The organism is Rhizobium sp. BR 362, from assembly GCF_036528765.1.
Lineage (GTDB): Bacteria > Pseudomonadota > Alphaproteobacteria > Rhizobiales > Rhizobiaceae > Rhizobium.
Window position 1 is genome coordinate 1 of the sequence record NZ_JARWGH010000044.1, and the last position, 26,305, is coordinate 26,305.

Here is a 26,305-nt window from a genome sequence, read left to right on the forward strand (position 1 = left end):
ACGGAAATGCGGTACCCAATCCGCGCATAAGAGTATGCCAGCCGTCGTCAAAATGCCCTGTCTCCTCCTTTGTTCAACAGCTCCACGCATGTGCTTTCGTCGTCAAGACCGGAAAGGAAACAGTCATGACTAAAGACCTTGCAAACGAACATAAGAGGGTCCCGATTTCCCAAAATGTTCGACCAAAAACTCGAGCGTTTTCTGCTTGAGGTCGGCGCCCGTGGCGATCCCCAGCCGATGCATCTTTTCGGCCGTTGCCGGGCCAACACCGTGAAACTTCTTGACGGGGAGGGCCTCGACGAAGGCCGGTCCATTCTTAGGGGTGATGACGGCCTGGCCATTGGGCTTGTTGAGATCGCTCGCCATCTTGGCGAGGAACTTGTTGTAGGAAATCCCTGCCGAGGCATTGAGGCCGGTGACCTCTCTGATCTTCGCGCGGATCTCCGTCGCGATCTCGGTGGCAATCTCCATGCCTTTGAGATTTTCGGTGACATCGAGATAGGCTTCGTCGAGCGACAGCGGCTCGATCATGGCTGTGTATTCGGCGAAGATCTCGCGGATTTGCTGGGAAACGGCTCTGTAGACATCGAAGCGCGGCGGCACAAAGATCAGGTCCGGACATTTTCGTTTTGCCGTCGCCGACGGCATCGCCGAGTGAACGCCGAAGGCGCGCGCCTCGTAACTTGCCGCTGCCACGACACCGCGCGCCGCCGATCCGCCGACTGCAATGGGTTTGCCATGCAGCTCGGGATTATCGCGCTGCTCGACCGATGCGTAAAAGGCATCCATGTCCACATGGACGATTTTGCGGATGGGAGGTGAGCTCATGTCGTTCATGGCGGCTTCGGCGATCGCGATGGGATCGGCATTCGTAAATTCGCGCCGAAACAAAATGAGAACATAGCAGGCTCCATCGCGATAGCAACCATTTCGAGGATCGCAATGGTCACGCCGCGAAACCAGCAGCCGCCAGAGGCGTTCTCGTCCTGTGAACATCAGTTTTGAGGAGAGAGCCAGATGGCGGACGACAGCACCACCACGATCCGAGCCACATTCAAGACAAGAGAGGCCGCCGACTTGGCCGTCGAACACCTGGTTCAACAGTACGGTATTTCGAGACCCGACATCTTCGTTCAGTCGGCGACCGACCGCAACACTGCCGGTTCGAGGCCGTCAGGTGGCGATGCCTCCCACGAAGAGGGTGCACGTCGCGATGCGGCGCTTGAAGGGGAGATCGAGGTCTCGGCGGATATCGCCTCCAATCAGATTGCCGCCGTCCGACGCAGCCTCGGGGATGCCGGTGCAATCCAGGTATCTGGTCACTGAGCGCTGTCGAACCGCCGGCGTTTCGCGATCCAGAAGCATGACGCGACGCGGCTGCACTGTGCCGCAGGACTCACCTCGCGAGAAACGGTTTCCATGTCTAGCACGAGGTTCGGGCGAGGGGATCGCGGGCCGACGCGAGGCCCCTCAGCCATGGAGGTCAGGCAAATGTGCCGCCTGTGTTTGGCCCCGATGAGCGCTGCGGCGAGGTCAACTCCTCGGCCTGCTTTGGTGTGGGCACATCTCCGTTTGGCGTCAACTCGTCCACCGCCTTCGGAAGGTCCCGGGACAGGCGGGACAGAATTTCTTGCTTTGAAAGACCGGTTTTAGCCGTGAGTTCATCGAGAGTGTCGTCGCCGAGTGCCTGGCTGAGCTCCTGATCATTTATCGGCTTGTTCTCGCCGGTTTTGACCCAGGATTCAGCTTTGTCGCCCTGACCGTTGCGTTGGAATTGCTCGAGAAGGCTACCGAGGCCGCCGCTCAAGATGCCTCCGGTCGAACTGCCTCCGAAAAGATCGCCAAGCCCACCACCATGCGTGAGGTTGCCAAGCAGATCGCCGAAACCGCCAGGGCCGGACGACGCCCCGGCACCGCCGGTCTGCCTGTTTTGTGCGCTCTGTCCAATTCCTCTTAAGACTTCCGCTATCTTGTCGCGGTTCTGGTAGCCGGCGACAGCCAATACGGCGAGCAGTGCGGTCAATGGTCCACGGGACATGATCGATCTCCTGAGCGATTAGGGTAGATCTCAGAAAACTAGCCGGGAATGACAATGTTCCGTGCGGCGCTGAATGCCTGGTGAGTTCGAATGCTCAGTGCTAACTCGGGCCTGCTTCAGATCTGGGTCATTCATCCAGCGGCTTATCGAGGGACATTCGGCCGCATTCACAGCGACGCCGGTCGCGGACGGTACGACCTCATCCGCACGCGAGCAATAAATTCTGTGTCTTCTGGAATCTATAAAAGATAACCCATCGGTCCTGGAGTGCCCATGGTGATCCAGCTCGGATGGATTGTAGCATAGTCTAGAGTGATGGACGCATTGTCCTGCAGGATTGCTACTCGTTGTCCTCGGTTTACTTCATATTGGGAATGTTGTAGCCGATATATATTGATTGGGTGGGAGCACTAGTGGTGGAATTCAAGTTTGGCAAGCCTCCGGTGGAAGAGGCCGCTGAAGACACTTCGATCGAGTGCCAGCGCCAATTGCAACCTCTCATCGAGGAAATCGTTAGTGCAGCGGTTGCAGCCGGATGGAACCAAAAGGACGTTCTCCTAGCGTTAGTAGAGCTTGCCTGGGACCTTTACGAAAAACGCTCCGCCGATCTCTAAAACGGCAGGGAATCGACGATCAGCCTTCGGTACTTGTGTGAGGCCACGACGTCGCCCTATTGGTCCACCTTCTCCAACTCACCGCATCGTCATAATTTCTTCCGATGTCCGGAACTCCCCTTCACAACTATATATTTTATACTATTTAATTTCCCGCAATTCGCTGATTTTTTGGCGGCGTATGGGCGAGCAGTGTTGGGAAATGGGCCTTCAAGCGGTGTTTTGAAGGCCCGGCTGTTTGTTCATACGCATAGGATCGTTCGGGCGGGCGATGTAGTATGAGAGATGCGGGTGAGGCTCGGGAACGGGCTGATCGATATGTTTTTGATATAATTCCTGAAAGCGCGGGCCCGAGAAGGGCCACCACGGGAGGGAGTGTAATACACTCCGTCCGCAACCCTGGGTCACAGGCATTCCTGGCCAAGGAGCATGCTGCGGGGATTGTGCTTTCCCCCGCACGCAAGCTGAGAGCCTCGCTCGGCAGCGACAGGATCACGGAGTACGATGCTCCGGTCGGCTGTCTCGTTGTCAATCCTGCTGGTGTGGACAGCAGTCTCGCTTGGTCGGAAACTAGGACGAATCTCGTCGTCGCCATTCCTCCTGAAGATCTGTCCGAGCTGGCGCTACGCGAGTTCGATCTTGACAATATAGAGCTCCAGCCGCCTGCTTTCGGCACCGTCGATCCGGTGGCCCTTGGCATAGCGCAGAGGATTTCGCTCGAGCTAACCGGGAAAGCCACTCCGAATGAACTCTATTTGGATTCGTTGGTCACGCACTTCAGCGTACATCTGCTTCGCACCTATACAAGCCGCATGAAACAGCTTCCTTCGCCAAAAGGCGGGCTTTCCGCCAAAAACGCTCGGCGCGTGCAAGAATATCTTCGCGAACATTTTACCGAAAAGGTTCATGTCGCGGAACTTGCGGCCGTCGCGGGGATTTCACCTAACCACTTCATCGTACGGTTTGCCAAGACATTCGGCATGCCGCCGCACCGTTATCTCATAAATCTGCGTTTGGACATGGCGGAGCAACTGCTTTCCGAGGGCGAACTCACGTTCGCGGAAATCGCCTACTTGGCCGGATTTTCCGATCAAAGCCATCTGGCAACCACCATGAAGAGATACCGCGGAAAGACGCCGACGGAGCTTCGGTTCTCGTGCTAAGCGTGGCGGAACCCATAAGCGGTAGCGCCTCGCTCCGATCCGCCCGGAGCCAATTCTCCATTTTAGCAGGACCTCGTTCTTTCGGGCATGCCGAGCGGGCAGAGGCCGCTTGGCGCTGAGAAGTTCGTGACTGGGCACGCATCCCGAGCGATCCGCAGCGCTCATATGCGACAGCTTGAGGTAAGTGTGGCAAAGCGGCTACACCTGCAACCGCCGCAGTGAAAACCGTAATTTCCTAAAAAAAATCCGGAATTTTCTAAAATACGCGTCAGCGATAATAAGGGCATGGTCACCGTTGTAACCATCCGGTGCGCTATGGACATTCGATTCCCTGAATTTGAAATCTTTGCTCCGAAAGTCGAGGTAGCCTGGTCTGCCCTGCAACAGCGATACGCCAACCGCCTAACCGAGGCAGAAGTCGATTATCTATTTGCCTGCCTCATCTTCGGTTTGACCTCCCCGGCCTTTGGCGAAGGGGAACCATCGTTCCATTTCGATATCTGCCGCGCCCTGGTTGCGATGAAACTTCCTCCCGATCGGGCCGGTGCTGCATTGTATACCGTCCCGGCGCCGACGGAGCCGTGGGTCGAAAGCCTGCGTGAGCAGCTCGAAAGTCAAAGCGCCAAGATGGGGCAAACACTTCAGGAAATGCGAAATTCTAATGACGACCAGGTCGCCGATGCGGATCCAAGCGTGCTTAGTCGTCCAGTCAACAACGAGGAGAAGGCAGCATGAAGGAATGCGTTGGGGAGCATCTGCAGGCTAAATCTCGTACCGGACTTGCTAGAACCTTTGTTTCAGCCGATCGCACCGATCGTGCGCTCCGGCGCCGCCTGATGGCTGTACTGCGGATGGCGTCTCGCGTGCTCGGCATGCGCCGCAAAGATCTAGGAATTGGCGCACTCGGAACGGGTAAGGTCTCCTGTATCGAAAGATCCCCGAGTGCTCCCGTCGTGCAGGGAAAGGGGATGGGGCTCGGGTCCCCGAGAATCGGTGCGGCGGTCGCGCTGGGCACGATAGCATTCGGCGGTATCGCCACGCCTGCCCTCGCGCAATATGCCGCCGGCGGCGGAACCGCGTCAGGCGGCAACGCCGTCGCCATCGGTAACGGTACCCAAGCGAATGGTGCGAACAGTGTGGCGCTGGGCACCTCCAATAGCGCAACGGGCGACGCTTCGATCGCCATCGGCTATTCGATGAGTGTCAATGGCCTTAATTCCATAGGCATAGGCGTCTTCGCGGGCGCGACCGGTGTCAACGCGCTTGCCATAGGTGGGAATGCAAAGGCCACTGCGGACGGAGCGAGCTCCATTGGGGTCAATTCGGTCGCAGCCGCAGGCGCGTCCGCCTTTGGCCTGAATGCGCGTGCCGACGGAACGAACTCCACAGCGATCGGCTATGTTACCCGGGCGACCGGGCTGCGCGCCACCGCGCTTGGGTTCGGGGCAACCGCGTCCGGGCTGGATTCAATTGCCCAAGGTAATAGTGCTACCGCAAGCAACCAGAACTCCATAGCCATTGGCTTCGGAGCGACCGCGACTGCGATCAACGCCGTCAACCTTGGTAACCGAACTGTTGCGGGAATGGGTGCCCTTCAAGAGAGCTCCATCGCCATCGGGACGGACGTACTGGCCTCGCAAGTCGATGCCACCGCGATTGGCCGCCAAAGCCAGGCTACGGGCACGAGCGCCGTTGCCCTCGGCAAGACAGCCGCTGCCTCGGGGACCAATTCGCTCGCCATCGGCCCGACCACCGTCGCGTCGGGAGCCTTCGGAGTTGCCTTGGGTAACCAGTCGCAGGCTCTCGCCGGCGGCGGTGCCGTTGCGATAGGTTCGGGTGCAACCGTTGCCGCCACCGGGACCTCGAGCGTCGCGCTCGGCAATAATGCGAACGCCGGTGGTGTTTTATCGGTTGCAACCGGCGCCGGCGCCAATGCCAGCGGCGACAATTCCACTGCCACAGGGCGCCAGGCTCTCGCCAGCGGCACAAACGCCTCCGCATATGGATCTGGGACGGTTGCGGCAGGAAACAATTCTCTCGCTGCCGGAGTCAGCGCCAATGCCAGTGGGGCTGGCAGTACTGCACTCGGCATCGGCAGCGTAGCTAGCGCCGGCGATTCGACAGCCATGGGCTTTCAGGCCAGCGCGACGGGAACGGACTCCACGTCGCTTGGTTCCGCCGCCAAGGCCACCGGTGCCCGTGCGTTCGCGGGTGGCCGCTCGGTCACGGCCTCAGGTGATGACGCCGTTGCCATCGGCACGATAGCCGTCGCTTCAGGGCCAGCCTCGACAGCGCTTGGAACGGGTGCAGTCGCACTCGGCGTCAATGGGGTCGCGCTAGGCACTTCCGCCGGGTCGCTGACCGACAATTCCGTCGCTATCGGCACGGGCGCAATAGCTGATGGCGGCGAGTCGGTCGCAATCGGTTCCGGCAACACCGCCTACGGTGACGGTGCGGTCGCGATCGGCGATCCGAGCTATGCCAGCGGCACGGGCGCCTTCACCGGTGGCGCCAACAACATCGCCAATAGTGACGGCACGGCGAGCGCCACCGCCTCAAACCAAGCGGCTGGCGCAGTTGCGATCGGCAACAACAACAAGGCGATCGGACAGGGCTCGGTCGCGCTCGGCAACGGTTCCACCGCTGGCGCGAGCGGCTTCGTCGGCAACGTCGCCCTTGGTAATGGCGCGACGGCGACAGCAAGTTCTGGAGACGTGGCACTCGGTTCCGGTTCTACGACGGCGGCCGCCGTCGGTACGGCGAGCGCGGTCATCAACGGCACGACCTACAGTTTCCAGGGCACCAATCCGACCTCGACGATCAGTGTCGGCGCGGCCGGCGCCGAGCGCACCATCACCAACGTCGCCGCGGGCCGGATCAGCGGGTCTTCAACGGATGCGATCAACGGTTCGCAGCTCTTTGCAACGAACCAGGCGGTCGACGCGATCGGTATCACGCTCGACAACATCAACGGCGGCGCTGGCATCAAGTACTTCCATGCCAACTCCTCACTTCCGGATTCCCAGGCTCTTGGCACGGATTCCGTTGCCATCGGACCGAATGCGGTGGCCAACAATGCCGGCGATGTGGCGATCGGGCTGAACGCGGCGTCAGGTGCGACGACGCCGGTGTCCAGCGCGACGATCGGGGGCACAAACTACACGTTCGCAGGAGCAAACCCGGCCGGTGCATTTTCCGTCGGCGCTGTCGGCGCCGAGCGCCAAATTCAGAACGTCGCAGCCGGTCAGCTCTCGTCCGGCTCAACGGACGCCGTCAACGGTTCACAGCTCTTCGCGACTAATCAGCAGGTTGACCTGAACACAACCGATATCGCCAATCTGAACAGCACAATCACCAACATCAATGGAGGTGGCGGCATCAAGTATTTTCATGCCAATTCCACTCTGCCGGACTCACAAGCCCTCGGGACGGATTCGGTTGCCGTTGGCCCGAATGCGGTGGCCAACAATGCCGGAGACGTTGCCATCGGCCTGAATTCGGCATCGGGTGCAACGACGGCGGTCTCGGGTGTCACTGTGGGAGGCAACACGTACGGTTTCGCAGGCACCAACCCGGCAGGCGCCTTCTCCGTCGGCTCGGCGGGTGCAGAGCGCCAGATCCAGAATGTTGCCGCGGGGCAGATTTCGTCCGGCTCGACCGACGCGGTCAACGGTTCACAGCTCTTTGCCACCAATCAGGCAGTCGACGGTCTTAACACGACCGTCACGACAATCGGCGGTCAGGTCACGCAGAACACGACCGATATCGCCAATCTCGGCAATACGGTCAACAACATTGCTGGCGACACGTCCACGACCTATACCGATGCGAACGGCGATGGCATCCGTTATGTTCGCACCAACGACAGGACCCTTGCCGTCAGTGATTCCTCCGCTCAGGGGATTGGCTCCACCGCGGTGGGCTATAATGCCACCTCCGTCGCCGACAATTCGCTGGCGCTTGGAATGGATAGCCAAGCCACCATCGTGGGCGGCGTGGCTCTTGGTTCGGGATCGATTTCGGATCGCTCCCTGGCACCAGCCTCCGGTCAGCTGGCTGCGGGGCCGACGAACTTTATCCAGTATAATACGACGGATAAGACGCTGTTGGGTGCCGTTTCGGTCGGTTCGAGCACGGCCTATCGACAGATCATCAATGTTGCCGACGGTACCAGCGCGCAGGACGCCGTCACCGTTCGTCAGCTCCAGGGCGCCATCGCTTCGGTGGCGACGACACCAAGCAAATACTTCCATGCCAATTCGGCGGCGGGCGACTCGCTTGCTGTCGGTGCGGAATCGGTGGCTGTCGGTCCTACAACCGTCGTCAACGGCGACAATGGCATCGGTATCGGCAATGGCGCGATCGTCGATTCGAGTGCCCCCGGCGGCACGGCAATCGGCCAGAACGCCCACGTCATGCTGGCGGACGGCATCGCACTCGGCACAAACTCCCTCGCTGCAGGAATCCAATCGGTTGCATTGGGTGCCGGCGCACAAAGCAATAATATCAATAGCGTCGCTCTCGGCGCACAATCCATAACCAGCGTAGGACCGCAGGCGAACTATACCGCCTTCGCTCTTGCAAGCCCGCAAAACTCCGTCGGCGAAGTGTCGATCGGCTCGGCTGGAGCGGAGCGCAAACTAACCAATCTTGCCGCCGGTTCGGCAGACACAGACGCCGTGAATGTCAGCCAGTTGAGAGGCCTCGGCACCAATATCACCAACTTGATTGGCGGTGGTACGACGGTGAACCCCGACGGTTCGATTACCGGCCCCACCTATAATATCCAGGGCAACAATTATAGTACGGTTTACGACGCCTTCAGTGCGGTCGATAGCACGCTGACCAACATCACCAGCGGCGGCGGTATCAAGTATTTCCATGCCAACTCGACGCTCGCCGATTCGGCTGCCAGCGGTACTGATAGCGTCGCGATCGGTCCTCAGAGCGTGGCCAGTGGAACGAACAGCCTGGCTGCCGGCAATGGAGCGGCGGCGGCGGGGCAGGGTGCCGTCGCCCTCGGCCAGGGAGCGCAGGCAACCAATGCCAATGATGTGGCGTTGGGCTCCAGTTCCGTAACGCAGGCGGCCGTCGGCACCTCGGGTACTACCATTCAGGGGCAGCACTACGACTTTGCTGGCACCACACCGGTCGGCACCGTCAGCGTCGGTGCTCAGGGCGCGGAGAGGACTATAACCAACGTCGCTGCGGGCCGCATTTCGGCCGACAGCACGGATGCCATCAACGGTTCGCAGCTTTATGCCACCAATCAGGCGATCGACAGTCTGCAGGCCGGTGTCGGAACAATCACGAAGAATGCCGTGACCTATGACCTAAACCCGGATGGCAGCAAGAAGAACAGCATCACGCTGCAGGGTGGCGACGTCAATGCGCCGGTGGTCATCTCGAATGTCGGCAGGGGCGTTGCCGCGACGGATGCCGTCAATGTCGCTCAATTGGGTGACAGCATCACCCAGGTTAAAGCGTACACGGATACTGCCGCTGCCAATACGCTGGTTGCAGCCAACAATTATACGGACCAGAAATTCGGGCAGCTGAACCAGGCGCTTGGAGACGTCCGTTCGGAAGCGAGGCAGGGGGCCGCGATCGGGCTTGCCGCGGCATCGCTTCGATATGACGACCGTCCCGGCAAGTTGAGCGTGGCTGTGGGTGGCGGCGTGTGGCGCGGCGAAGGCGCCCTGGCCTTCGGCGCCGGTTATACCAGTGAAGACGGTCGTGTCCGCGGCAATCTGTCTGGTACGGCGGCCGGTGGCCAAGTCGGCGTCGGTGCTGGCCTCAGCTTTACGTTGAACTGAGCCCGTCATGCGTAAAGGAGCGCTTTTCGGCGTCCCCGCCTTCATGGCTTGCCTGTTCCTGTTCGGTCCATTCGCGATCGGACAGGAGGCAAATCCTTCGGGCTATCGAATAAAGCCTTCTGACGTCGTGGTTCCCCCGGAGCTGAAGCCTGGCGAGTATCAAAGGATCATCCGTCCTTTTGAAAATTGGACTCTGATCTGCGACGAAAACCTGAAGGTCCGCCAGCGGGTGTGCAACGTCACTCAGATCATCGAGAACGAGGCAGGACAGGTTGCGTTCAGCTGGTCACTCGCTGCCACTCAAACAGGTGAGCCCTACATGATTTTGCGCGCCGCCCCCATTGCCAAGAGCGACGGTCGCATCTCAGTCAAATTTGAGGGTCGCCAGGAGCCCATACAGATCAAGCTCGACGGGTGCAGCCCAACAGTTTGCGTCGGAATGCTTCCGATCGGACCTGTCATGCGCGAGCAGATTTCGAAGAGTACTGCGCCGACGATCTCCTATCCCACAGCGGATGGCGGGACGATTAGCGTGACCGCGAACCTTAAAGGCCTTTCCACCGCCGTGAAGGCGATAAATTGACGGAAGAATTTTCAATGAGCCAGCAGTCAATCCACGATCGCATCATGTCCCGGAACACGAGCGCCGCTGCAATTCCAAACTTGGGCACCGACCAGATGAAACCGGCGCGGAAACGTTGGAAGCCGCCCCTTCTTTCGCTGCTTGCAATTGCTGTCGCTGGGGCCGCTGGCTATGCGGTGGCTCGATGCGACGTGATCGGAAGCCTTCTGTCGCAACCGGCGATCGCTGCGGCAAACGACGGCAATCAAGCGCTGCCGGATACGCCGTTTCTGCAGCATGCCAAAAAAGCTGGCCTGCAATCCTGTTCGACCGTCTTTCCCGTTCTTGGACAGCTGCTGACAAACGGCACCCAATATAACGTCCAATCGATCTGGAACAGCGAGGCGGCCGACAAGCATGCAGTGGAGGCGCTTGTTGGCATGAACTATGCCACGCAGGGCTACAGTGGCCCTGCTGCCGGCGTCGTATTTGCCGCGCCGGTCGCATCGGGCTGCGAAGGCTCGATGATCCGCGTGGCGCCATTTACGGGCTCTTGTCCGGAAATTTTGGCCAAGCTTCCGAACGGAAGCAAGCTCGTCAATAATCTCGGGCAGATCGGCGTCTACGAACTCGGCAATGATGGCGGTAACGCAATGCTTATGCCGACCGGAAACGGCTGCGTCGTCATTTCCGTGGCCTCGGCATCGGGCAAACAAGGGGGCTCAAAATGAGATGGAGGTCCGCCATTGCGGCGATCGGCATGCTGTTTGTCTCCAACGGCCAACTGGGGGCAGCCGATCTCTTCACGGCCGAGCAGGCGCCAGTTCCTCCGACGGAGGAGCACGGCATCTGGGCCGCGATCGCCTATTCCACACCTGATGAGAAATATGGTTTCTTCTGGGGTGCTGACAAGCGGCAGGAAGCCATGGATATCGCGCTCAAGCATTGCGAGCGGGACGGGGGCAGCAAGTGTCTCGTGGTAAGCATATTTCGCAACCATCGGCACTGGGATGACGACGACAATACCGGCTTTCCATACAATCATTGCGGCGCGCTCGCCATCGGCAAAGACGAACACAATCGCGTCACGCCATGGGGCGCGAATTCGGCACCGACGCGCCGAGAAGCTGAAGACCTTGCTCTCAAAGCATGCGAGGGCTCAGGATCGCAATGCAAGATCCGCGAGTGGATATGTACATGACCCCATCCGCAATCATGACCTACCAGGAGCTTGGACGTTCATTCCCGTGCCGGTCGCCGCTCACCTCGACGTTTCACGGAGCCGACCGAGGAAACGTCCTCTTCCAAGCAGAAAGACGTGATCGTTTGCCAATCTCCGCATCGATTTTTTCTCGTCAGGCACGCGTCCTTATGTCTTGTGTGAGGTTCATCCTTCTTTGTGCAGGTCTCATTCTTGCGCTTGTGCCGGCAGCCTCTGCTCAGTCGGCGCTGCCGAATGGCGCATCTACCCTGCAGGAAACCTACCAAGACTGGCGAGTTGCCTGCAGTCTCCGCGACAAGGCGCCAACCTGCACGATTTCCCAGGATCAAACCCAGCAGAATGGTCAGAGGTTGCTTGCCGTCGAGATGCAGATGCGCCCGGATGGCGGCGCGCTCGCAACGCTCCTCCTTCCGTTCGGCATCGTCCTCGACTCCGGCGTTACGCCGAATGTCGATGATCAGCCACCGGTGAAGCCAGTGCGTTTCCGTACCTGTTTGCCGGCGGGATGTATTGCTTTGCTTCCTATCGATTCGCCGACACTGGCAAAACTGCGGGTGGGCTCCCGGCTGAACCTCAAGGTTATTACTGATGCGGACAAGGAGCTGAGCTTTCAGGTGTCGCTACACGGCTTCTCAGCCGCTTTCGATCGTGTTGTCGCCTTGAGCGCGAGATAGAGGAAGCTAACGGGAATACTCCAGATGTCGCGCACCACTTGCACATATCCGATGTGTGCTGATCCCCGGGAGGTTCGAACGGACTATTCCTGCAGAGAGCCGGCCTGACCGGCGACCCCAGCTTTAGCGCAGCCCTTCGTCTTCCTCCCGTAGACGTCCTCTGGAATGCGGCCGGCGTCGCACACCGATCGTCGGCTGAGACATCGCAATGAATGCGAAGGTGGGTGCTGTGATGAACTATCCGCTGAGGCAAGGATTGCACTCAACCTTCCTCAGGTGGCTTGATGTGCCGGAATTGCAATAACAGCAGCAGGTCGTATGTGATCTTCAATGTGGCGCAGATGAGGAGCGGCCAAGCGCGAAAGGATGCAGCTAAGAGGGCGCCGGCGAGCGCGGGACTCGCCGCTGCGGCAAGGCTTCGCGGTACCGATGTGAAGCTCGCAGCCGCTGCACGCTCCGCCTCCGACACGACCGCCATCACATAGGAAGAGCGGGTCGGCACATCCATCTGCGAGAGCGCGGCTCGAATGAGCAGCAAAGCGAGTGCCAACGGCAAGTTGGGCGCGAATGCAGCGAGAGCTAAGGCGATACTGGACGGAATATGGGTAAACACCATGGTTTTGATGAGCCCAATCCGACTTGAGAGCCATGCAGCGATCGGAAATGAGAACGCCGAGAGCACGCCCGTCCAGAAGAAAAACACGCCAGCCTCGGAAACCGAAAGATTGAATCGCCCAAACAGCCACAGGGCGAGCAGCGACTGGACCACGAAACCTCCAGCGAAGGCATCAAGACTGAAGAGAGCTGCTAGCTTTAAGACGATGGCGCGCGAAGGTCCGAGTGCCGCCGGTTTGGTTGTTGCGGAGCTCGCGGGACGAGGGGGGATGCGAGTATAAAGAAGGCCGCCCAGGACGCCAACGACCGCGTAGAGAACGAACATCAGCTTGATGGCGGTCAGTTGCGCCAGCCCAAATCCGGCCATAAGTTCCGGCAGTGCAGCGGCCAGCGCCCCCACGGCGCTTGCAAGCGCCCCGACGAGGCTGTAGCGCGCGAACATTCGTGTTCGATCGAGACTGGCCACTTCGCCAGCGAGCACGGCATGCTCAAGTGGCACAAAGATGCTCACGCTGCCCGCCGACGGATTGATCGTTCCGGCAAACGCGATCACCAGGAGCAGTGCATAATCATTGACCATCGACATGAGGAGACCAGTCACGACCATCAGGCTGGCGGCGGCCAGCAGTAAGCCACGACGATCTTGATGTGCACCAAGAAATCCAATGACGATCGTCAAGAGTGCAGAGCCGAAGAGAGACGCCGCGGCGATGACGCCGACTTGCTGAGGTGAGAAGCCCAGAGCAAGTAGATAGACCGGCAACAGGATGGCCACGAAGCCGTCGCCGAAGTCGCGCAAAGAGCGCGCAGCGAGAAGCCATGTCGCCGGATGAATGCCTTGCATCTCTCTCATTGCTCTCGATTGCGTTCTCTACTCCGACCCCATGCGCAATCCGTAGGCGAGCCCAAGGATCGAGCAGGCGGCGAGGACCGTCAGAATACCGGCCTTGCAGCGAACACCGCGACAATCGCGCCTAGGGTCAGGATCAGGGACGGCACGTAATGAATTCCGAAGATCAATCTTCCGGTGATGGGCTCCGTCAATCTCCGGCTATTCGCTCTGTCGGAAATTGCGGATCCGATCGAAGAGGACGGCAAGCACGATCGCTCCGCCGATGAAGGTCCCTTGCCAGAAGGCGTTGATGCCGAGCAGGCCGAGGCTATTGCGGATCACCTCGATCAAGGCAGCCCCGATCAGCGCGCCGAAGGCGGTGCCGACGCCGCCGGCAAGATTGGCGCCTCCGATGACGGCGGCGGCAATGACCTGGAGTTCCATGCCGGCACCGATATTGGTGGTGACGGCGCCGAGCCAGCCCGTTTGAATGATGCCGGCGAGCCCTGCCGAAAGGGCGGATATCATGTAGACGGCAACTTTGATTTTTCTGACCGGCACGCCCGTGAGCGTTGCCGCGTGCTCATTGCCGCCGATCGCGAAGATATAGCGGCCGAACCTGGTCCAGCGCAGCAGGAAGCCGGTGATCAGCGCCAGCACGATCATGTAGATCACGGGATTGGCGATGCCGAAAAGCCAGGCACCGCCGCCGAGCGCCAGCAGCTTGTCGTGATCCGGTCCGAACTGGAAAACCACGGTGTTGTTGGAGGCGACCATGGCAATGCTGCGCGCGATCGACAGCATGCCCAACGTCACGACAAAGGGCGGAAAGCCGAGATAGGCGATCAATATGCCGTTGAAGACGCCGATCAGGAGCGCCGTGCCGATCGAGGCCGCGATGCCGACCTCGATGCTGTAGCCGGCATGCATGACCACCGCGAGCACCATGCTGCATAGGCAGAGCACGGACCCGACCGAAAGGTCGATACCGCCGGTGATGATGACCATCGTCATTCCGAGAGCGATGATGGCGACGAAAGTGACGTTCCGGGTGATATTGTAGAGGTTCTTGGCCGTCGCGAAGGAATCCGTCGCAAAGGACAGGAAAAGACAGGCAAGAATGACGGCGATCAGCACCCAAAAGGTCTGGCTCGCCAAAATGGCAGCCAGCCAGCTATGCTGCTTCTGCTCGATTGTCCGGTCCAAGGTGATTGCCATTGTCGACCTTCTTTTCTTCGCAAAATGCTTACCGTCTCAGACCTGTTCGATAGCCCCTGTGATGAGCCCGGTAACTTCTTCGGGGGAACTGGTTGCAATTGGCTTGTCGGCGACTTTTCGGCCCCGCCGCATGACGATGACCCTATCGGCCACATCGAAGACGTCCGGCATGCGATGGCTGATCAGGATGACGGCGATGCCGCGGTCGCGCAGATGGCGGATGAGATTCAGAACTTCGGCCACCTGCCGGACCGAAATTGCCGCCGTGGGCTCGTCCATCAAAACGATCTTCGCCTCGGACAGCATGGTGCGGGCGATCGCCACCGCCTGCCGCTGCCCGCCGGACATCTGCTTGACGAGATCCCGTGGTCGGGTCTCCGACTTGAGCTCCTTGAAGATTTGGCCGGCCCGCTTGTACATCGCCTTATAATCGAGCACTCGCAAAGGACCGACGCCATACCGCAGCTCGCGCCCGAGAAAGACGTTCGCCGCCGCCGACAGATTGTTGCAGAGCGCGAGGTCCTGATAGACGATCTCGATGCCATGCTGCCGTGCTTCCACCGGCCGATGGAGAACAAGTTCGGCGCCATCGAGCCGCATCATTCCGTGGCTTGGCCGGAAGTTGCCGGCGATCATCTTGACCAATGTTGACTTGCCGGCGCCGTTGTCGCCCATGAGACCGACGACCTGTCCTGCCTCCAGCGAAAACGAAACGTCGTTGACCGCCTGGATTGCACCAAAATGCTTGGAAATGTTTGTAAGCTCGAGAACCGTCACCAGCCTTCTAGCCTCCCGAATCCTGCCGGCCTGGAACAAATGCCTTGTCTCGGACCACGGTTCGCTTCTCCAATCTCCTCCTGGAAAAGCGACAGCTCATATTTACGCAAAACCTGGCGAGAGCGTCAATCAATCGCCCGATGAATTGGATCAACTAGCTCAAAAATTGTTTAGCAAAGGCAAATACTCGTTGACGAGCGAACCGGCAGAATATTAGCTGTTTGTGGAGGAAGGGGTATGCTGATCCTTGTCACCGGAGCGACGGGCAAGGTCGGGCAGCATTTCATCGCCGGGCTGCTTGACGACCCGCGGTTTTCAAAAGCGCGCATTCGCGCGCTTTGCCATAATCGCCTGTGCCCTGAAAGCGACCGCGTTGAGGTGACACGCGGCTCGATCGCGGATCGGAACGTGGTGGTTGCGGCCCTTTCCGAGGTGACCCATGTCCTGCATCTTGCCACCTGTAAGGAAACTCTCGACGACGTGATGGACGTGACGGTCAAGGGTCTATTCTGGCTGCTTGAGGAATTCCGCACAAGCGCGACCGCGCGCCAGTTCATCCTCCTCGGCGGCGACGCCGGTATCGGCCATTTCTATTATCACCATGACGGTCCGGTGACCGAACATGCGCCGCATCGAGCCTATCCAGGGTGCTACGCGCTGTCGAAGGTGCTGGAAGAGGTGATGCTGGAGCAGTTCACGATCCAATACGGCATCAATGGCTGCTGCCTTCGTGCGCCCTGGATCATGGAAAAGGACGACTTCAAATACAGCTTGTCCTTCGGCGACGATGTATTCGGCGGTCCAGACTGGAAAACGCTGGTTCCGAAGGCCGACGCCGAGCGCTACGCAAGAACAGGGACCGTGCCTCTGCTGCGCGATGCCGACGGGCGCCCGCTGAAACGCAATTTCGTGCATGTCGATGATCTCGTCTTGGCGATCCTTTCGGCGATCGACAATCCGCGTGCCAAGGGAGAGCTTTTCAACATCTGCATGGATCGGCCGGTCGACTATGGGGAAGTCGCCGCTTACCTTGCCCGCACGCGAGGCCTCGACTCCATCGACATACCAAGCCGGTATCATTCGAACTGGATGGACAACAGCAAGGCCAAGTACCTGCTGGACTGGCAACCAAAATACGATCTGGAAATGCTCATCGACTCGGCTTGGCGCTACGAACGGGCAAGCAATGACCCGCGCGTCGTCTGGTATCCGGGTTGATCGCATGACGGACACGCCGTGTCCGCCTGTTTTCAAGTGGGAGGAATCAATGAGGAAAACGTTATTGCTTGCCGCCGCAGTGCTGGCACTTGCCGCGGGGGATGCACTTGCCAAAAAACAGCTTGTCATCGTGGTGAAAGGCCTCGACAACCCGTTCTTCGAGGCGATCAACCAGGGTTGTCAGAAGTGGAACAAGGAAAACGCCAACTCCGAATATGAGTGCTTCTACACCGGTCCGGCATCGACCTCTGACGAGGCCGGAGAGGCGCAGATCGTCCAAGACATGCTCGGCAAGGCGGACACGGCTGCAATCGCGATTTCGCCGTCGAACGCAAAGCTTATTGCCCAGACCCTTAAGACGGCCAATCCCTCGGTCCCGGTAATGACGATCGACGCTGACCTTGCCGCCGAAGATTCGGCTCTGCGCAAGACCTATCTCGGAACGGACAACTACCTAATGGGTGTTCGTATCGCCGAATACATCAAGAAGGCCAAGCCAAATGGCGGGAAAATATGCCTGATTGAAGGTAATCCGGGCGCCGACAACATTCTGCGTCGAGCCCAGGGTACGCGCGACACCCTGACCGGCAAGAAGGGGCTGACGGAGTTGAAGGGCGAAGGCGGCTGGACCGAAGTCGCAGGCTGCCCGGTCTTCACCAATGACGACGGCGCCAAGGGCGTTCAGGCGATGACCGACATCCTGGCCGCCAATCGGGATCTCGATGCCTTCGCCATCGAAGGCGGCTGGCCGCTATTCGGTGCGCCGCAGCCTTACCGGGATCTGTTCAAGCCCATGGCCCAGCGTATCGCCAGCAACGATTTCGTCATCGGTGCCGCCGACACCATCGGCGACGAAGTGGCGATCGCACGCGAAGGTCTGGTTACCGCACTCGTCGGCCAACGGCCCTTCGAGATGGGCTACAAGGCACCTTCCGTGATGTTGGATCTGATTGCCGGCAAGAAGGTCGATGATCCGGTCTTCACCGGTCTCGACGAATGCACCAAGGACACGGTCGATACCTGCATTCAGAAATAGTTTTCGCGTCTTGGGGTGTCCGCCTCGCGGACACTCCAAGGCAGGCAAGGCCATCCACCGCTCGTTTTTCCTGAGCCATAGCTCTGGCGCTCAGACTACGGCGTGGCGTGTCCTGCGCAAACTGCTTGGCATCATTTGCGTGGCCTTTGGCAATTTCAATCTTGCCGGCTTCGATCTCGAACATATCGGGATCTGGCGGCTTAGTCGCGAAATCCGTCGCGTGCTGCTGCTGGTTTGCCGACCGTTACTTATTTCCCGAGATAATTGCTGAAGAGAGTCACCACGCTGTGTGGGGCATCATTGCCAAAAAATTGGTGGAGATTTTGCGCGGTCTGGTCGGCAACTTCCGTGCTTCTTGGAAAGAGATCGTTTTCATATGTCGCAAGCGCAGCTTCCAAGTCATCAGGTGTCGAAAGGAGGGCTTTAGCGAGCTCTGAGCCATCATACAGCGCAAGGTTTGCACCTTCACCCGCGAACGGTGACATCAAATGAGCCGCATCTCCGAGCAATGTCACTCCAGGCGTCCGCTTCCATCGGTGTCCGACAGGCAGCGCATAGATCGGGCGCAGCACGGGGACGGTTTCGCCGTCCGTGATGAGTGCGCTTAGCTGCGGAGCCCATCCTTCGAATTGCTCGGCAATACGCGCCAGGCCAGCTTTCCGATCGGTGAAGTCGATGGAATTTGCCCAGTCCTCCGGCTTGTTCAAAGCTGCATAGGTGTGCAGCGTACCGTCTGCATAGCGGTGCGCCAAGATGCCCTTGCCCGGAGCGACTGCCATCAGTGTGCCGCTGCCTATTGCATCTGCGCTCGCCTTATGGCGCGTGTCGCCATCGAACAGCAAGGTTTCGATGAACAAGGTTCCTGAATAGATGGGTTTGGAATCAGACAGAAGCGGACGAACTTGCGACCATGCTCCATCGGCACCCACGAGCAGATTGGAAGTGACCGTGGAGCCATTGGCAAAAGTGATCTCATGCCGTCCGGCCCCAAGCGGAGCGATCGACGTAACCTTATGGCCCCACTTGATCGCTTCCGCGGGGATAGAACCGATCAGCATGTTTCGAAGGTCACCCCGGTCAATTTCCGGGCGGTTGCCGGCCTGGTTGCCGGGACTGTCGAATAGAACATGACCCTCTTTATCAACGACACGTTTTGCATCTTCGCGAGCGCGGACAAGGCCCAGAAAGGTCTCATAAAGTCCTGCGGCTTTCAGAGCGATCTGGCCGTTGTATTCATGAATATCGAGCAGCCCGCCTTGTGTTCTTGCGCTCGCCGACGCGTCCGCTTCGTAGATGATCGAGGGTATCCCATGAAGTTGAAGAACTCGGGCCAGTGTCAGGCCACCTAAACCGGCACCAATAATGGTAATCGGATTTTGCATTGTAGCGCTCCTGTTAAACGCAGGCATGCAGCGTTCGTAGGCGCTGATGACGTGCGGATGCCTGATTGCCTCAGGCGGTTGTTTCGGGAGACGCTGGCCAAACCAGAGCATATTGCTCGATGACTTGTATTCGAAGGTACAAACGACCGGTCGTTTTTCGCGGCAAAAACTTCTTATATTTGAACTACGAATACTGCAATGCCGTTTTCTGGCATTGGCAGTGAGTGGAATTCACAGATGATTTCCGGCGTTGGCGCATTATTGTCGCGGGACAACGACCCCCAAGAGCGGGTCGGTGCTTGCGTTAGGGGAGCACTAGATCACCGTCTGGAGACCGAGTTCGACGACCCGGCCGGTCGGAAGTCTAAAATAGTCCGTCGCGTTGCTGGCGCCCTTGGCGAGCGTGATAAACAGCCGGTCCTGCCAGAACGGCATGCCGCCTTTTCTCGAGGGAAGAATCGTGCGGCGCGACAGGAAGAAGGACGTCGACATAATGTCGAACTTCAGGCCCAGCTTCCTCACGAGGAGGAGTGCGCGAGGGATGTTCGGGGTCTCCATGTAGCCGTAGGTGATGATCAGTCGGCTGAAAAGGGGATTGAAGCTCTCGAGGAATATCTTCTCGTCATCTGGAACGAATGGGGTGGTCGCCGTGACGACGCTGAGGATAACGTTCTGCTCGTGCAGGACCTTGTAGTGCTTCAGGCTATGGAGGAGAGCGGTTGGCGCGCCTTCCACCTCGCTCGTTAAGAAGATGGCCGTGCCCGGAACGGTCGGCGGCTTCTTCCGCGCGAGGTTGTCGATCACAGCCGCGAGCGGGATTTCGTCTGTCTTCGTGCGGGCCGCGAGCAGACGACGCCCGGCCATCCAAGTCTGCATGATTAGGCCCATCGTCAACGCGACGACGACAGGCACCCACCCGCCATTCGCAAACTTCGTGACATTCGCGACGAAAAAACCTGCATCGATCAGGAACAGAGGAACGATGACGGCGGCTGCACTTGCCTGGTCCCAGTTCCATACGTGCCGCATGACGACGTATAGCAGGACCGAAGTGATCAGCATCTCTCCCGTGACGGCGATACCATACGCGGCAGATAGACCGCTGGAATTCTGGAAAAACAGCACGAGGGCCACCACGAAGACAAAGAGAAAGCCGTTGACCTTCGGCATGAAGATCTGCCCCGAGTGCGTTTCGGAGGTGTGAAGGATCTGGAGGCGCGGCAGCAGATTGAGGTGCATGGCTTGGCGAACGAGCGAGTACGCGCCTGAGATCACGGCCTGGCTCGCGATGACGGTCGCTGCCGTCGCAAGGCAGACCATCGGGATTCGTGCCCATTCCGGATGCATGCCGAAGAACGGGTGCGAGGCCATCTCCGGGTTGTCGAGAACGAAGGCGCCCTGTCCGAAGTAGTTCAGCAGCAGGCATGGAAATACAAGGGCGAACCATGCCGTCACGATCGGCCGACGGCCGAAGTGACCGAGATCGACGTACAGGGCTTCGGCTCCCGTGACCGCGAGAAACACCGCGCCAAGCACCGCGACTGTAAGGGAAGCATTATTCGCAGCGTAGTGAACAGCGTGCAGTGGATTGACTGCAGCAAAAATTGCCGGATCGTCAAGAACGTGAATTGCTCCGCTTACGCCCAGCACCAGGAACCACAGTGCCATGATCGGGCCGAAGACGGCCGCGACGCCGCCGGTGCCGAAGCGCTGGACCATAAACAGGACGACGATGATGGTCAGCGTGATGGGGACAATCCAGGTGGAGAGCGCGGGCGCGACAACCTGGATGCCCTCGACAGCTGAAAGGACTGAAATCGCCGGCGTGATAATGGCGTCGCCGAGAAACAGCGAGGCTCCCGCAACACCTAGCACCAGCACCCAGACCGGCCGTCCGGAAAGACTCATGCGCGCGAGAGTCATCAAAGACAAGGTTCCACCTTCGCCTCGGTTGTCAGCCTTGAGCACAAATGTCACGTATTTGATCGTGACGACGATCGTGAGCGCCCAGACGATGAGGGAGAGTATGCCAAGCACGTTGTCACGGTGCGATCCGATGCCAGCCGTTGCGTGAAGTGCTTCCCTGAACGCATAGAGCGGGCTGGTGCCGATATCCCCGTACACAACGCCCAATGCGGCCACAACGAGCGATGGGAGACCGGTTTGGGTCTGGTGTTCCAGTTCTGGATCTTCAGATCGGAGTAGCGGGTAGCTCAATTGTCAGCTCGAAGCAGGAGGAGCGGAATTGTCAAAGCATTCAGTCAGAGAATGCCCAATGCGACCTCTCGTAAACGGTTACATTGCCAGTTTGATCCAAGTGTCGCATTTTTTGAATATGGCTGGCTGTAGACGCGATGGTGACGGAGGCCGCTTAAGCCCGTAGCGGTAGTAGCGTCACGCCGGATTGGTGGGTTTGCGAGGGGGGTTCGAAACCAGTATGGCGCGTAAGAAAGCCGCGCGAACCTTTTTCAATAAACGCCAAGTAATAGCATAACTTGCCTCCCCACTGAATAGAAACGACTCCCGCAGGGATCCGTCAAGGCGTCGCCGGGAACCGACTGTTGTCCTGCGGGTTACCTCGGCAGCAAGAGGAGCCGACCATGCCGTTTCCATCACCAGGATCTCAGGATTTGCAGCAGCGCTTCGAGGAATTGAAGGCGGCGGCCAGAGACGCGCTGCAAGAAGTCATCGCCTCCGCGAACGAAGCGGGCTGGGGCACGCGAGAGGTACTCGTCGCGCTGGTCGCGGCGGCCCACTCTCTCGAAGACGCCAACAGTGCCGACCCGGATCCGGCAGATGATCCGCCAGTCGGCGATGCCGTTCGCGAACAGATCGGACATGGCGAACAATTCGATTGAGGAGCGGCGCCGGCAACCTTGTTCTTTTAGGCGGACGCCAAGTTTGGAGAAGACGATGAGCACCAACGACACGAATGCAACGCCCGAGCAGCGAGTGCCCAAGGACGTCAATCCGGTACCGGAAAAGCCTGAAAAGGCGGACAAGGAATCACTCGCGCCCTCAACCGTGCAGCCCGCTGGCAGCAAGGACGAGAGCGAACGGCCGATCGTCAATCCGATAACCGGCGTGGCCCTGTAAGGTTCGGAGAGATCGAGGATGACGAACGTCTGGTTGGGGGCGGCGCCGACATTCTATTTGGACGTCTGAGACGCACCGCGCTGACGACATGCTGTTTGTCGATCGCTCAGCGCGAGCCATGGCAGTTGAGCGCCCGCAGGAAACAGTGATTACGTGATCCTGAAGCTGCCCGAAGGCTTACTGGCGCCAAAACCGCCGCTCTGCTTGGCGGGCCAAAACAATAGAGCTGCAAATCCAAACAACTGGATATAGCGGCAGCAACAGCAGATAATATCCACTCTCGAACATCGCTCTGAAGTAGGTCTCCTTCGCCAGCCACCAAGCTGGCACACCGGTGGCGGCTAGTGTTGCTGCACATAGTAAAGCCATCTTCAGATAGCGTCCGTACATCCCGATGCCCCCCGGCAAAATCGTGTGAAGCTTGTATTAGGTAATTAAAAATGTCGAGAGTTGGGCGACGGCACAGGTATTCGCCCCTTGCAAAGGAGGCGCGCGAATCTATTCATTTATTAGGCGCTTCTGATCGACTAGATATGCTTCGTTCAATACTAAAGGAACAAGATGTCTGAACATCCGCGCTCGCTAGAGTCGACGAGGCATTGCCTGTCGGACCGAAAACCTAAAGGAACCATTATTTACATAGTGGTTGCAGCAGTTGTGGTTATCACCGGGCTTACTTCAGGACGGCACGAGAGCCCAGCGCCGCCTCAGCAGCACATTGAGAAGATGCCTCAGTAAACGGATTGATTGGGCGGACGATCATCTGGAATTCACAGTGTTTGACGCATTTGAGTTCAGCCAATGGAGCATCTTCCTGAGCGGGGCGGGAAGGGCTTTCTTCCAGGATCACTTTGAAGTCGGGGCCTGAATCCTTGTCATTGCTTTTCTCTCGACATGAACAGAGATGCTACTATTGTTTCCCTGCTGGCGCAGCTCGATCGATCAGTTGAGCGCTCTTTACCGGGGCACGTGTATGAACGAGGCATCGAATTTCCGGCTGACCAAGCGATTTGCCTCGTATTTGCCTCGAGGTCCCGTTCCCCTTAGTCGCACGATCATAATCGCGGTCTCGGCCGTCGGCATCGCGAGCCTGTTGCGTTATTTGATGGAGCCCGCAATTGCCGGGCTCCCATTCATCACCATGTTCCCGGCAGTGATGCTCGCCAGCACTTTCGGCGGTGTCTATTGTGGTTTGCTCACCACCATTCTGGCAGCGACCGTTTCCGCCTACGCATGGCTTCCGGCTCTCAATTCGTTTGCGCTGACGCAGCAGTCTTGGATCGGATTAACCGTATTCTTGTTGGCGAGCGCACTGATCATTGCGACAGCGCATCTCATGCATCTGCTTGTGCGCGCCTTGCGGCAAGCTGAGGAGCAATCCGATCTGATCGCCAGAGAGATGAAACACCGCATCAGTAACCTCCTTCAAATGACCGACTCGTTGGCGAAGCGGACATTCAAGGACATTGGCCAGGCGCAGCTTCAGGTCTTCAGTCAGCGCCTTCTTGCTATGGCTACCGTCTTGCGAATGTCCGATCCAGTCTCAAATCGGAATCTGCGGGAGTTGCTGGAGGCGGTATTCGGATCAGTTTCCTTAGATCGCATTAGCTTAAGCGGTCCCCACGTCGCGGTTCGGCCCGAGCTGGCAGTCAAGCTGGCGCTGGTCTTCAACGAGTTGCTGACGAACTCAATCAAGTACGGCTCACTCTCGGCAAATGGCAGCGTCACCATCGAATGGCGGCAGGATGAAAACGCCGTTCACCTTTACTGGAAAGAAATCGATGGGCCTTTGGTCAAAGTGCCGGAACAAAGAGGTTTTGGAAGCCAGTTAATTGAACGCGTTCTCGGCCCGGGCGAAGGCGAAGCAATGATCGAGTTCGAACCGAACGGTGTGGTTTGCCATATCGTTTTGTACACGGAGGGGGATAGTGGAACGACCCCGATCGGGCCGTAAAAGCGCCTGGATGGCATTCCGACGCATCATCGATCACCTGAACACCGATGCGTGAACGAAGTGTTCAGGAAATCAACTGGCGTGACAGCACGTCGGTTCTAGCCGTCGTATGATGGAACTGAGTCCCGCAACATCGAACAGATATCTGACGAGAGCTCCCCGCAGTCGACGGGGCTGACGCAGGAACAAATTGTGCAAGCGCAGGTTTGAGCCCCGTCGACCGCCCTAGGCTTTGTTAACATGAAAATCCTTGTTACCGGAGCAACCGGTTTCGTTGGAAGTGCTATCTGTGCCCGACTGATCGAGGGTGGGCACGAGCTTGTCCGGGTCGTCCGTCCGGGAACGGCATCGGCCGCCGCCGCAGGATCTTCGGTCGAAATAGATTTGGCGCGCGCCAGTGAACCAGCCAATTGGAGGCATCATCTTGAGGGAGTAGAGGCCGTCGTGAATTGCGCTGGTGCGCTGCAGGATGGCATAGGGCGCAACATGAGCGCGGTCCATTCCCGCGCACCGCAAGCCCTCTTTCGTGCTTGCGAACAGTTGGGCATCAGACGGGTCATCCACTTCTCCGCCGTCGGAATTGATCGGCGGCAGCCCTCTGCCTTTTCACGTACGAAGCTTGCTGGCGACACGGTGCTGATGACGATGGATCTCGATTGGATCATCCTCCGGCCTGCCGTGATCCTCGGAGAAGCTGCTTTTGGTTCGAGTGCGTTGTTTCGCGGCCTTGCTGCTATGCCTTATTTGCCGTCGATGCCGGACACGGGGAAGCTTCAGGTGGTTCAACTCGATGATGTCGTCGAAACCGTTGTTCGGTTTATCGACAAAAAGGCTCCGTCGAAGCTATCGCTGGAAATCGTCGGCCCGCAAGCGCTGGAATTTGACGAGGTCGTAGCGCGATATCGGAGATGGCTTGGTTGGTCGCCTGCGAAGCGTTACATGCTGCCTCGCCCACTCGCCAGCCTACTTTATCGCCTAGGCGATCTTGCCGGATTGCTTGGCTGGCGGCCGCCGGTTCGGAGCACTGCCGCAAAGGAGATCAGCCGCGGTGCTGTCGGCGATCCCCGTGCTTGGACGGTGGCCACGGGAATCCGGCCATTATCGTTGGACGATGCTTTGGCGAAACGCCCGGTCTCCGTTCAGGAGCGTTGGTTTGCCAAACTTTATTTCCTGAAACCCGTCATTTTTGGGCTGCTGCCACTTTTCTGGATATCGACGGGAGTAATTTCACTGACCTCTGGGTTCCAGCACGGTATCCAGTTGATGTTGGCGGGCGGAGCAGGCACATCTGCAGCGGCCAGCGTGGTCGCCGGCGCTCTTGCGGACATCGCTATCGGATGCGCCATCGCTTTTCGCAGTACCGCGCGCTGGGGTCTTTGGGGAGCGATCCTGCTCTCACTCTTCTATGCTGTAGCGGGAACCGCCATATTGCCCGCCCTGTGGAAAGATCCGCTCGGCCCACTGGTGAAAATATGGCCGATTCTTGTGCTGCATCTCGTCGCCCTTGCTATTTTGGAGGAGCGATGACTTTTTTCATGCTTAAGTTCCTGCACATCATCGGCGCCACCGTTCTGCTCGGCACCGGTGCAGGCATCGCCTTCTTCATGCTGCTCGCGCATCGCACGGGTAACGCGATGACAGTGGCCGCGGTCGCGCGGATCGTCGTGATTGCAGATTTCGTCTTTACGACCACAGCCGTGATCGCCCAGCCGATTACCGGCATCGCACTCGCCTGGAGCACAGGCCATTCCCTCTGGGAGCGCTGGATCGTTTGGTCGATCGTTCTCTATCTCTTCACGGGTGCTTTCTGGCTGCCGGTCGTTTGGATGCAGATGGAGATGCACAAGATTGCCACGGAAGCAGCCACGAGCGGTGAGCCGTTGCCGCCGCGATATCACAGGCTGTTTTGGACCTGGTTTTATTTCGGGTTTCCGGCTTTTGCCGCTGTGTTGGGGATTATCTGGCTGATGATCACGCAGCCAGCCTAAATCCGGGTTTTCTCAATGCCCGAGAGCTCGCCGCCTGCCAGTCTGCTTTCGACGAACCGCTGACAGAGGTCGGGATGGCCAGGCAATCGGAAGAGGGCGA

At 58.7% G+C, this 26,305-nt stretch carries 22 protein-coding genes and 1 pseudogene; 16 read left to right on the forward strand and 7 right to left on the reverse strand.

The genetic code is table 11. The features are described 5' to 3' along the window. Positions 1-150: 150 nt before the first annotated feature. A pseudogene (dinB, locus tag QDY28_RS27815) lies at positions 151-837 on the reverse strand (DNA polymerase IV); the annotation flags it as partial. Between the two features lie 180 nt (positions 838-1,017). Between dinB and QDY28_RS27820 the strand changes: the two are divergent. Further along, a complete protein-coding gene (locus tag QDY28_RS27820) occupies positions 1,018-1,326 on the forward strand; it encodes a hypothetical protein (protein WP_331384524.1) in 309 nt (102 codons plus the stop codon). A 157-nt stretch (positions 1,327-1,483) separates the two neighbouring features. Here QDY28_RS27820 and QDY28_RS27825 read toward each other — a convergent pair whose 3' ends face one another. After that, positions 1,484-2,038 (reverse strand): YidB family protein, encoded by a 555-nt coding sequence (locus QDY28_RS27825; RefSeq protein WP_331384525.1) that lies wholly within the window; start codon positions 2,036-2,038, stop codon positions 1,484-1,486. A 416-nt stretch (positions 2,039-2,454) separates the two neighbouring features. On the opposite strand from QDY28_RS27825, the gene QDY28_RS27830 reads away from it, so the two are divergent. The 8 genes from QDY28_RS27830 (at position 2,455) to QDY28_RS27865 (ending at position 12,089) form a co-directional block, all read left to right on the forward strand. Beyond that, on the forward strand, positions 2,455-2,652 hold the full coding sequence (locus QDY28_RS27830; protein WP_442967604.1) for a hypothetical protein: 198 nt from the start codon (positions 2,455-2,457) through the stop codon (positions 2,650-2,652). Positions 2,653-2,930: 278 nt separating this feature from the next. Next, positions 2,931-3,815: an AraC family transcriptional regulator gene (locus tag QDY28_RS27835; protein ID WP_331384527.1), complete on the forward strand. Its 885-nt coding sequence runs from the start codon at positions 2,931-2,933 to the stop codon at positions 3,813-3,815. 285 nt (positions 3,816-4,100) lie between these two features. After that, positions 4,101-4,550: a hypothetical protein gene (locus QDY28_RS27840; RefSeq protein WP_331384528.1), complete on the forward strand. Its 450-nt coding sequence runs from the start codon at positions 4,101-4,103 to the stop codon at positions 4,548-4,550. A 101-nt stretch (positions 4,551-4,651) separates the two neighbouring features. Continuing rightward, positions 4,652-9,631 carry a beta strand repeat-containing protein gene (locus QDY28_RS27845; RefSeq protein ID WP_331384529.1) on the forward strand — a complete coding sequence of 1,660 codons (4,980 nt, stop codon included), beginning with the start codon at positions 4,652-4,654 and terminating at the stop codon, positions 9,629-9,631. A 7-nt stretch (positions 9,632-9,638) separates the two neighbouring features. After that, positions 9,639-10,214, forward strand: a complete 576-nt coding sequence (locus tag QDY28_RS27850; RefSeq protein ID WP_331384530.1) for an invasion associated locus B family protein — start codon at positions 9,639-9,641, stop codon at positions 10,212-10,214. 14 nt (positions 10,215-10,228) lie between these two features. After that, the gene (locus tag QDY28_RS27855; protein WP_331384531.1) at positions 10,229-10,924 is read left to right on the forward strand and encodes a hypothetical protein; all 696 of its coding nucleotides are present in this window, start codon (positions 10,229-10,231) and stop codon (positions 10,922-10,924) included. After that, on the forward strand, positions 10,921-11,394 hold the full coding sequence (locus QDY28_RS27860; RefSeq protein ID WP_331384532.1) for a DUF4189 domain-containing protein: 474 nt from the start codon (positions 10,921-10,923) through the stop codon (positions 11,392-11,394). Before QDY28_RS27855 ends, QDY28_RS27860 begins: the two co-directional genes overlap by 4 nt. A 170-nt stretch (positions 11,395-11,564) precedes the next feature. After that, positions 11,565-12,089, forward strand: a complete 525-nt coding sequence (locus QDY28_RS27865; protein ID WP_331384554.1) for an invasion associated locus B family protein — start codon at positions 11,565-11,567, stop codon at positions 12,087-12,089. A 262-nt stretch (positions 12,090-12,351) separates the two neighbouring features. Here QDY28_RS27865 and QDY28_RS27870 read toward each other — a convergent pair whose 3' ends face one another. The 3 genes from QDY28_RS27870 to QDY28_RS27880 form a co-directional block, all read right to left on the reverse strand. Then, positions 12,352-13,557, reverse strand: coding sequence for an MFS transporter (locus QDY28_RS27870; protein ID WP_331384533.1), 1,206 nt, complete (start codon positions 13,555-13,557; stop codon positions 12,352-12,354). Between the two features lie 198 nt (positions 13,558-13,755). Further along, positions 13,756-14,754, reverse strand: coding sequence for an ABC transporter permease (locus tag QDY28_RS27875; protein WP_331384534.1), 999 nt, complete (start codon positions 14,752-14,754; stop codon positions 13,756-13,758). 36 nt (positions 14,755-14,790) lie between these two features. Beyond that, positions 14,791-15,570 (reverse strand): ATP-binding cassette domain-containing protein, encoded by a 780-nt coding sequence (locus QDY28_RS27880; RefSeq protein ID WP_331384535.1) that lies wholly within the window; start codon positions 15,568-15,570, stop codon positions 14,791-14,793. Between the two features lie 198 nt (positions 15,571-15,768). On the opposite strand from QDY28_RS27880, the gene QDY28_RS27885 reads away from it, so the two are divergent. Beyond that, positions 15,769-16,749: an NAD-dependent epimerase/dehydratase family protein gene (locus tag QDY28_RS27885; RefSeq protein ID WP_331384536.1), complete on the forward strand. Its 981-nt coding sequence runs from the start codon at positions 15,769-15,771 to the stop codon at positions 16,747-16,749. A gap of 49 nt (positions 16,750-16,798) precedes the next feature. Beyond that, positions 16,799-17,785: a substrate-binding domain-containing protein gene (locus QDY28_RS27890; RefSeq protein ID WP_331384537.1), complete on the forward strand. Its 987-nt coding sequence runs from the start codon at positions 16,799-16,801 to the stop codon at positions 17,783-17,785. A gap of 248 nt (positions 17,786-18,033) precedes the next feature. On the opposite strand, the gene QDY28_RS27895 is transcribed toward QDY28_RS27890, so the two are convergent. Together QDY28_RS27895 and QDY28_RS27900 are read right to left on the reverse strand one after the other, a co-directional pair. Further along, the gene (locus QDY28_RS27895) at positions 18,034-19,167 is read right to left on the reverse strand and encodes an FAD-dependent oxidoreductase (protein WP_331384538.1); all 1,134 of its coding nucleotides are present in this window, start codon (positions 19,165-19,167) and stop codon (positions 18,034-18,036) included. A 315-nt stretch (positions 19,168-19,482) separates the two neighbouring features. Next, positions 19,483-21,384 carry a potassium transporter Kup gene (locus QDY28_RS27900; protein WP_331384539.1) on the reverse strand — a complete coding sequence of 634 codons (1,902 nt, stop codon included), beginning with the start codon at positions 21,382-21,384 and terminating at the stop codon, positions 19,483-19,485. A gap of 383 nt (positions 21,385-21,767) precedes the next feature. Here QDY28_RS27900 and QDY28_RS27905 point away from each other — a divergent pair, with 383 nt between their 5' ends. From QDY28_RS27905 to QDY28_RS27925, 5 genes are all read left to right on the forward strand, one after another. Continuing rightward, on the forward strand, positions 21,768-22,025 hold the full coding sequence (locus tag QDY28_RS27905) for a hypothetical protein (protein WP_331384540.1): 258 nt from the start codon (positions 21,768-21,770) through the stop codon (positions 22,023-22,025). A gap of 55 nt (positions 22,026-22,080) precedes the next feature. Then, a complete protein-coding gene (locus QDY28_RS27910) occupies positions 22,081-22,263 on the forward strand; it encodes a hypothetical protein (protein ID WP_331384541.1) in 183 nt (60 codons plus the stop codon). Positions 22,264-23,236: 973 nt separating this feature from the next. Continuing rightward, positions 23,237-24,217: a sensor histidine kinase gene (locus QDY28_RS27915; protein WP_331384542.1), complete on the forward strand. Its 981-nt coding sequence runs from the start codon at positions 23,237-23,239 to the stop codon at positions 24,215-24,217. Between the two features lie 240 nt (positions 24,218-24,457). Beyond that, on the forward strand, positions 24,458-25,744 hold the full coding sequence (locus tag QDY28_RS27920; RefSeq protein WP_331384543.1) for an SDR family oxidoreductase: 1,287 nt from the start codon (positions 24,458-24,460) through the stop codon (positions 25,742-25,744). Then, entirely contained in the window at positions 25,741-26,205 is a 465-nt protein-coding gene (locus tag QDY28_RS27925) for a DUF2269 family protein (protein WP_331384544.1), read from the forward strand. Before QDY28_RS27920 ends, QDY28_RS27925 begins: the two co-directional genes overlap by 4 nt. The last annotated feature ends 100 nt before the right edge of the window (positions 26,206-26,305 follow it).

Bases quoted from the DNA above. Each gene is read 5' to 3' on its own strand.
- QDY28_RS27915 (WP_331384542.1), top strand. From the start codon at position 23,237: ATGAACGAGGCATCGAATTTCCGGCTGACCAAGCGATTTGCCTCGTAT.
- QDY28_RS27820 (WP_331384524.1), top strand. From the start codon at position 1,018: ATGGCGGACGACAGCACCACCACGATCCGAGCCACATTCAAGACAAGA.
- QDY28_RS27885 (WP_331384536.1), top strand. From the start codon at position 15,769: ATGCTGATCCTTGTCACCGGAGCGACGGGCAAGGTCGGGCAGCATTTC.
- QDY28_RS27865 (WP_331384554.1), top strand. From the start codon at position 11,565: ATGTCTTGTGTGAGGTTCATCCTTCTTTGTGCAGGTCTCATTCTTGCG.
- QDY28_RS27855 (WP_331384531.1), top strand. From the start codon at position 10,229: ATGAGCCAGCAGTCAATCCACGATCGCATCATGTCCCGGAACACGAGC.
- QDY28_RS27925 (WP_331384544.1), top strand. From the start codon at position 25,741: ATGACTTTTTTCATGCTTAAGTTCCTGCACATCATCGGCGCCACCGTT.
- QDY28_RS27825 (WP_331384525.1), bottom strand. From the start codon at position 2,038: ATGTCCCGTGGACCATTGACCGCACTGCTCGCCGTATTGGCTGTCGCC.
- QDY28_RS27840 (WP_331384528.1), top strand. From the start codon at position 4,101: ATGGTCACCGTTGTAACCATCCGGTGCGCTATGGACATTCGATTCCCT.
- QDY28_RS27895 (WP_331384538.1), bottom strand. From the start codon at position 19,167: ATGCAAAATCCGATTACCATTATTGGTGCCGGTTTAGGTGGCCTGACA.
- QDY28_RS27920 (WP_331384543.1), top strand. From the start codon at position 24,458: ATGAAAATCCTTGTTACCGGAGCAACCGGTTTCGTTGGAAGTGCTATC.
- QDY28_RS27850 (WP_331384530.1), top strand. From the start codon at position 9,639: ATGCGTAAAGGAGCGCTTTTCGGCGTCCCCGCCTTCATGGCTTGCCTG.
- QDY28_RS27860 (WP_331384532.1), top strand. From the start codon at position 10,921: ATGAGATGGAGGTCCGCCATTGCGGCGATCGGCATGCTGTTTGTCTCC.
- QDY28_RS27890 (WP_331384537.1), top strand. From the start codon at position 16,799: ATGAGGAAAACGTTATTGCTTGCCGCCGCAGTGCTGGCACTTGCCGCG.
- QDY28_RS27845 (WP_331384529.1), top strand. From the start codon at position 4,652: ATGGCTGTACTGCGGATGGCGTCTCGCGTGCTCGGCATGCGCCGCAAA.
- QDY28_RS27835 (WP_331384527.1), top strand. From the start codon at position 2,931: ATGAGAGATGCGGGTGAGGCTCGGGAACGGGCTGATCGATATGTTTTT.
- QDY28_RS27875 (WP_331384534.1), bottom strand. From the start codon at position 14,754: ATGGCAATCACCTTGGACCGGACAATCGAGCAGAAGCAGCATAGCTGG.
- QDY28_RS27905 (WP_331384540.1), top strand. From the start codon at position 21,768: ATGCCGTTTCCATCACCAGGATCTCAGGATTTGCAGCAGCGCTTCGAG.
- QDY28_RS27870 (WP_331384533.1), bottom strand. From the start codon at position 13,557: ATGAGAGAGATGCAAGGCATTCATCCGGCGACATGGCTTCTCGCTGCG.
- QDY28_RS27910 (WP_331384541.1), top strand. From the start codon at position 22,081: ATGAGCACCAACGACACGAATGCAACGCCCGAGCAGCGAGTGCCCAAG.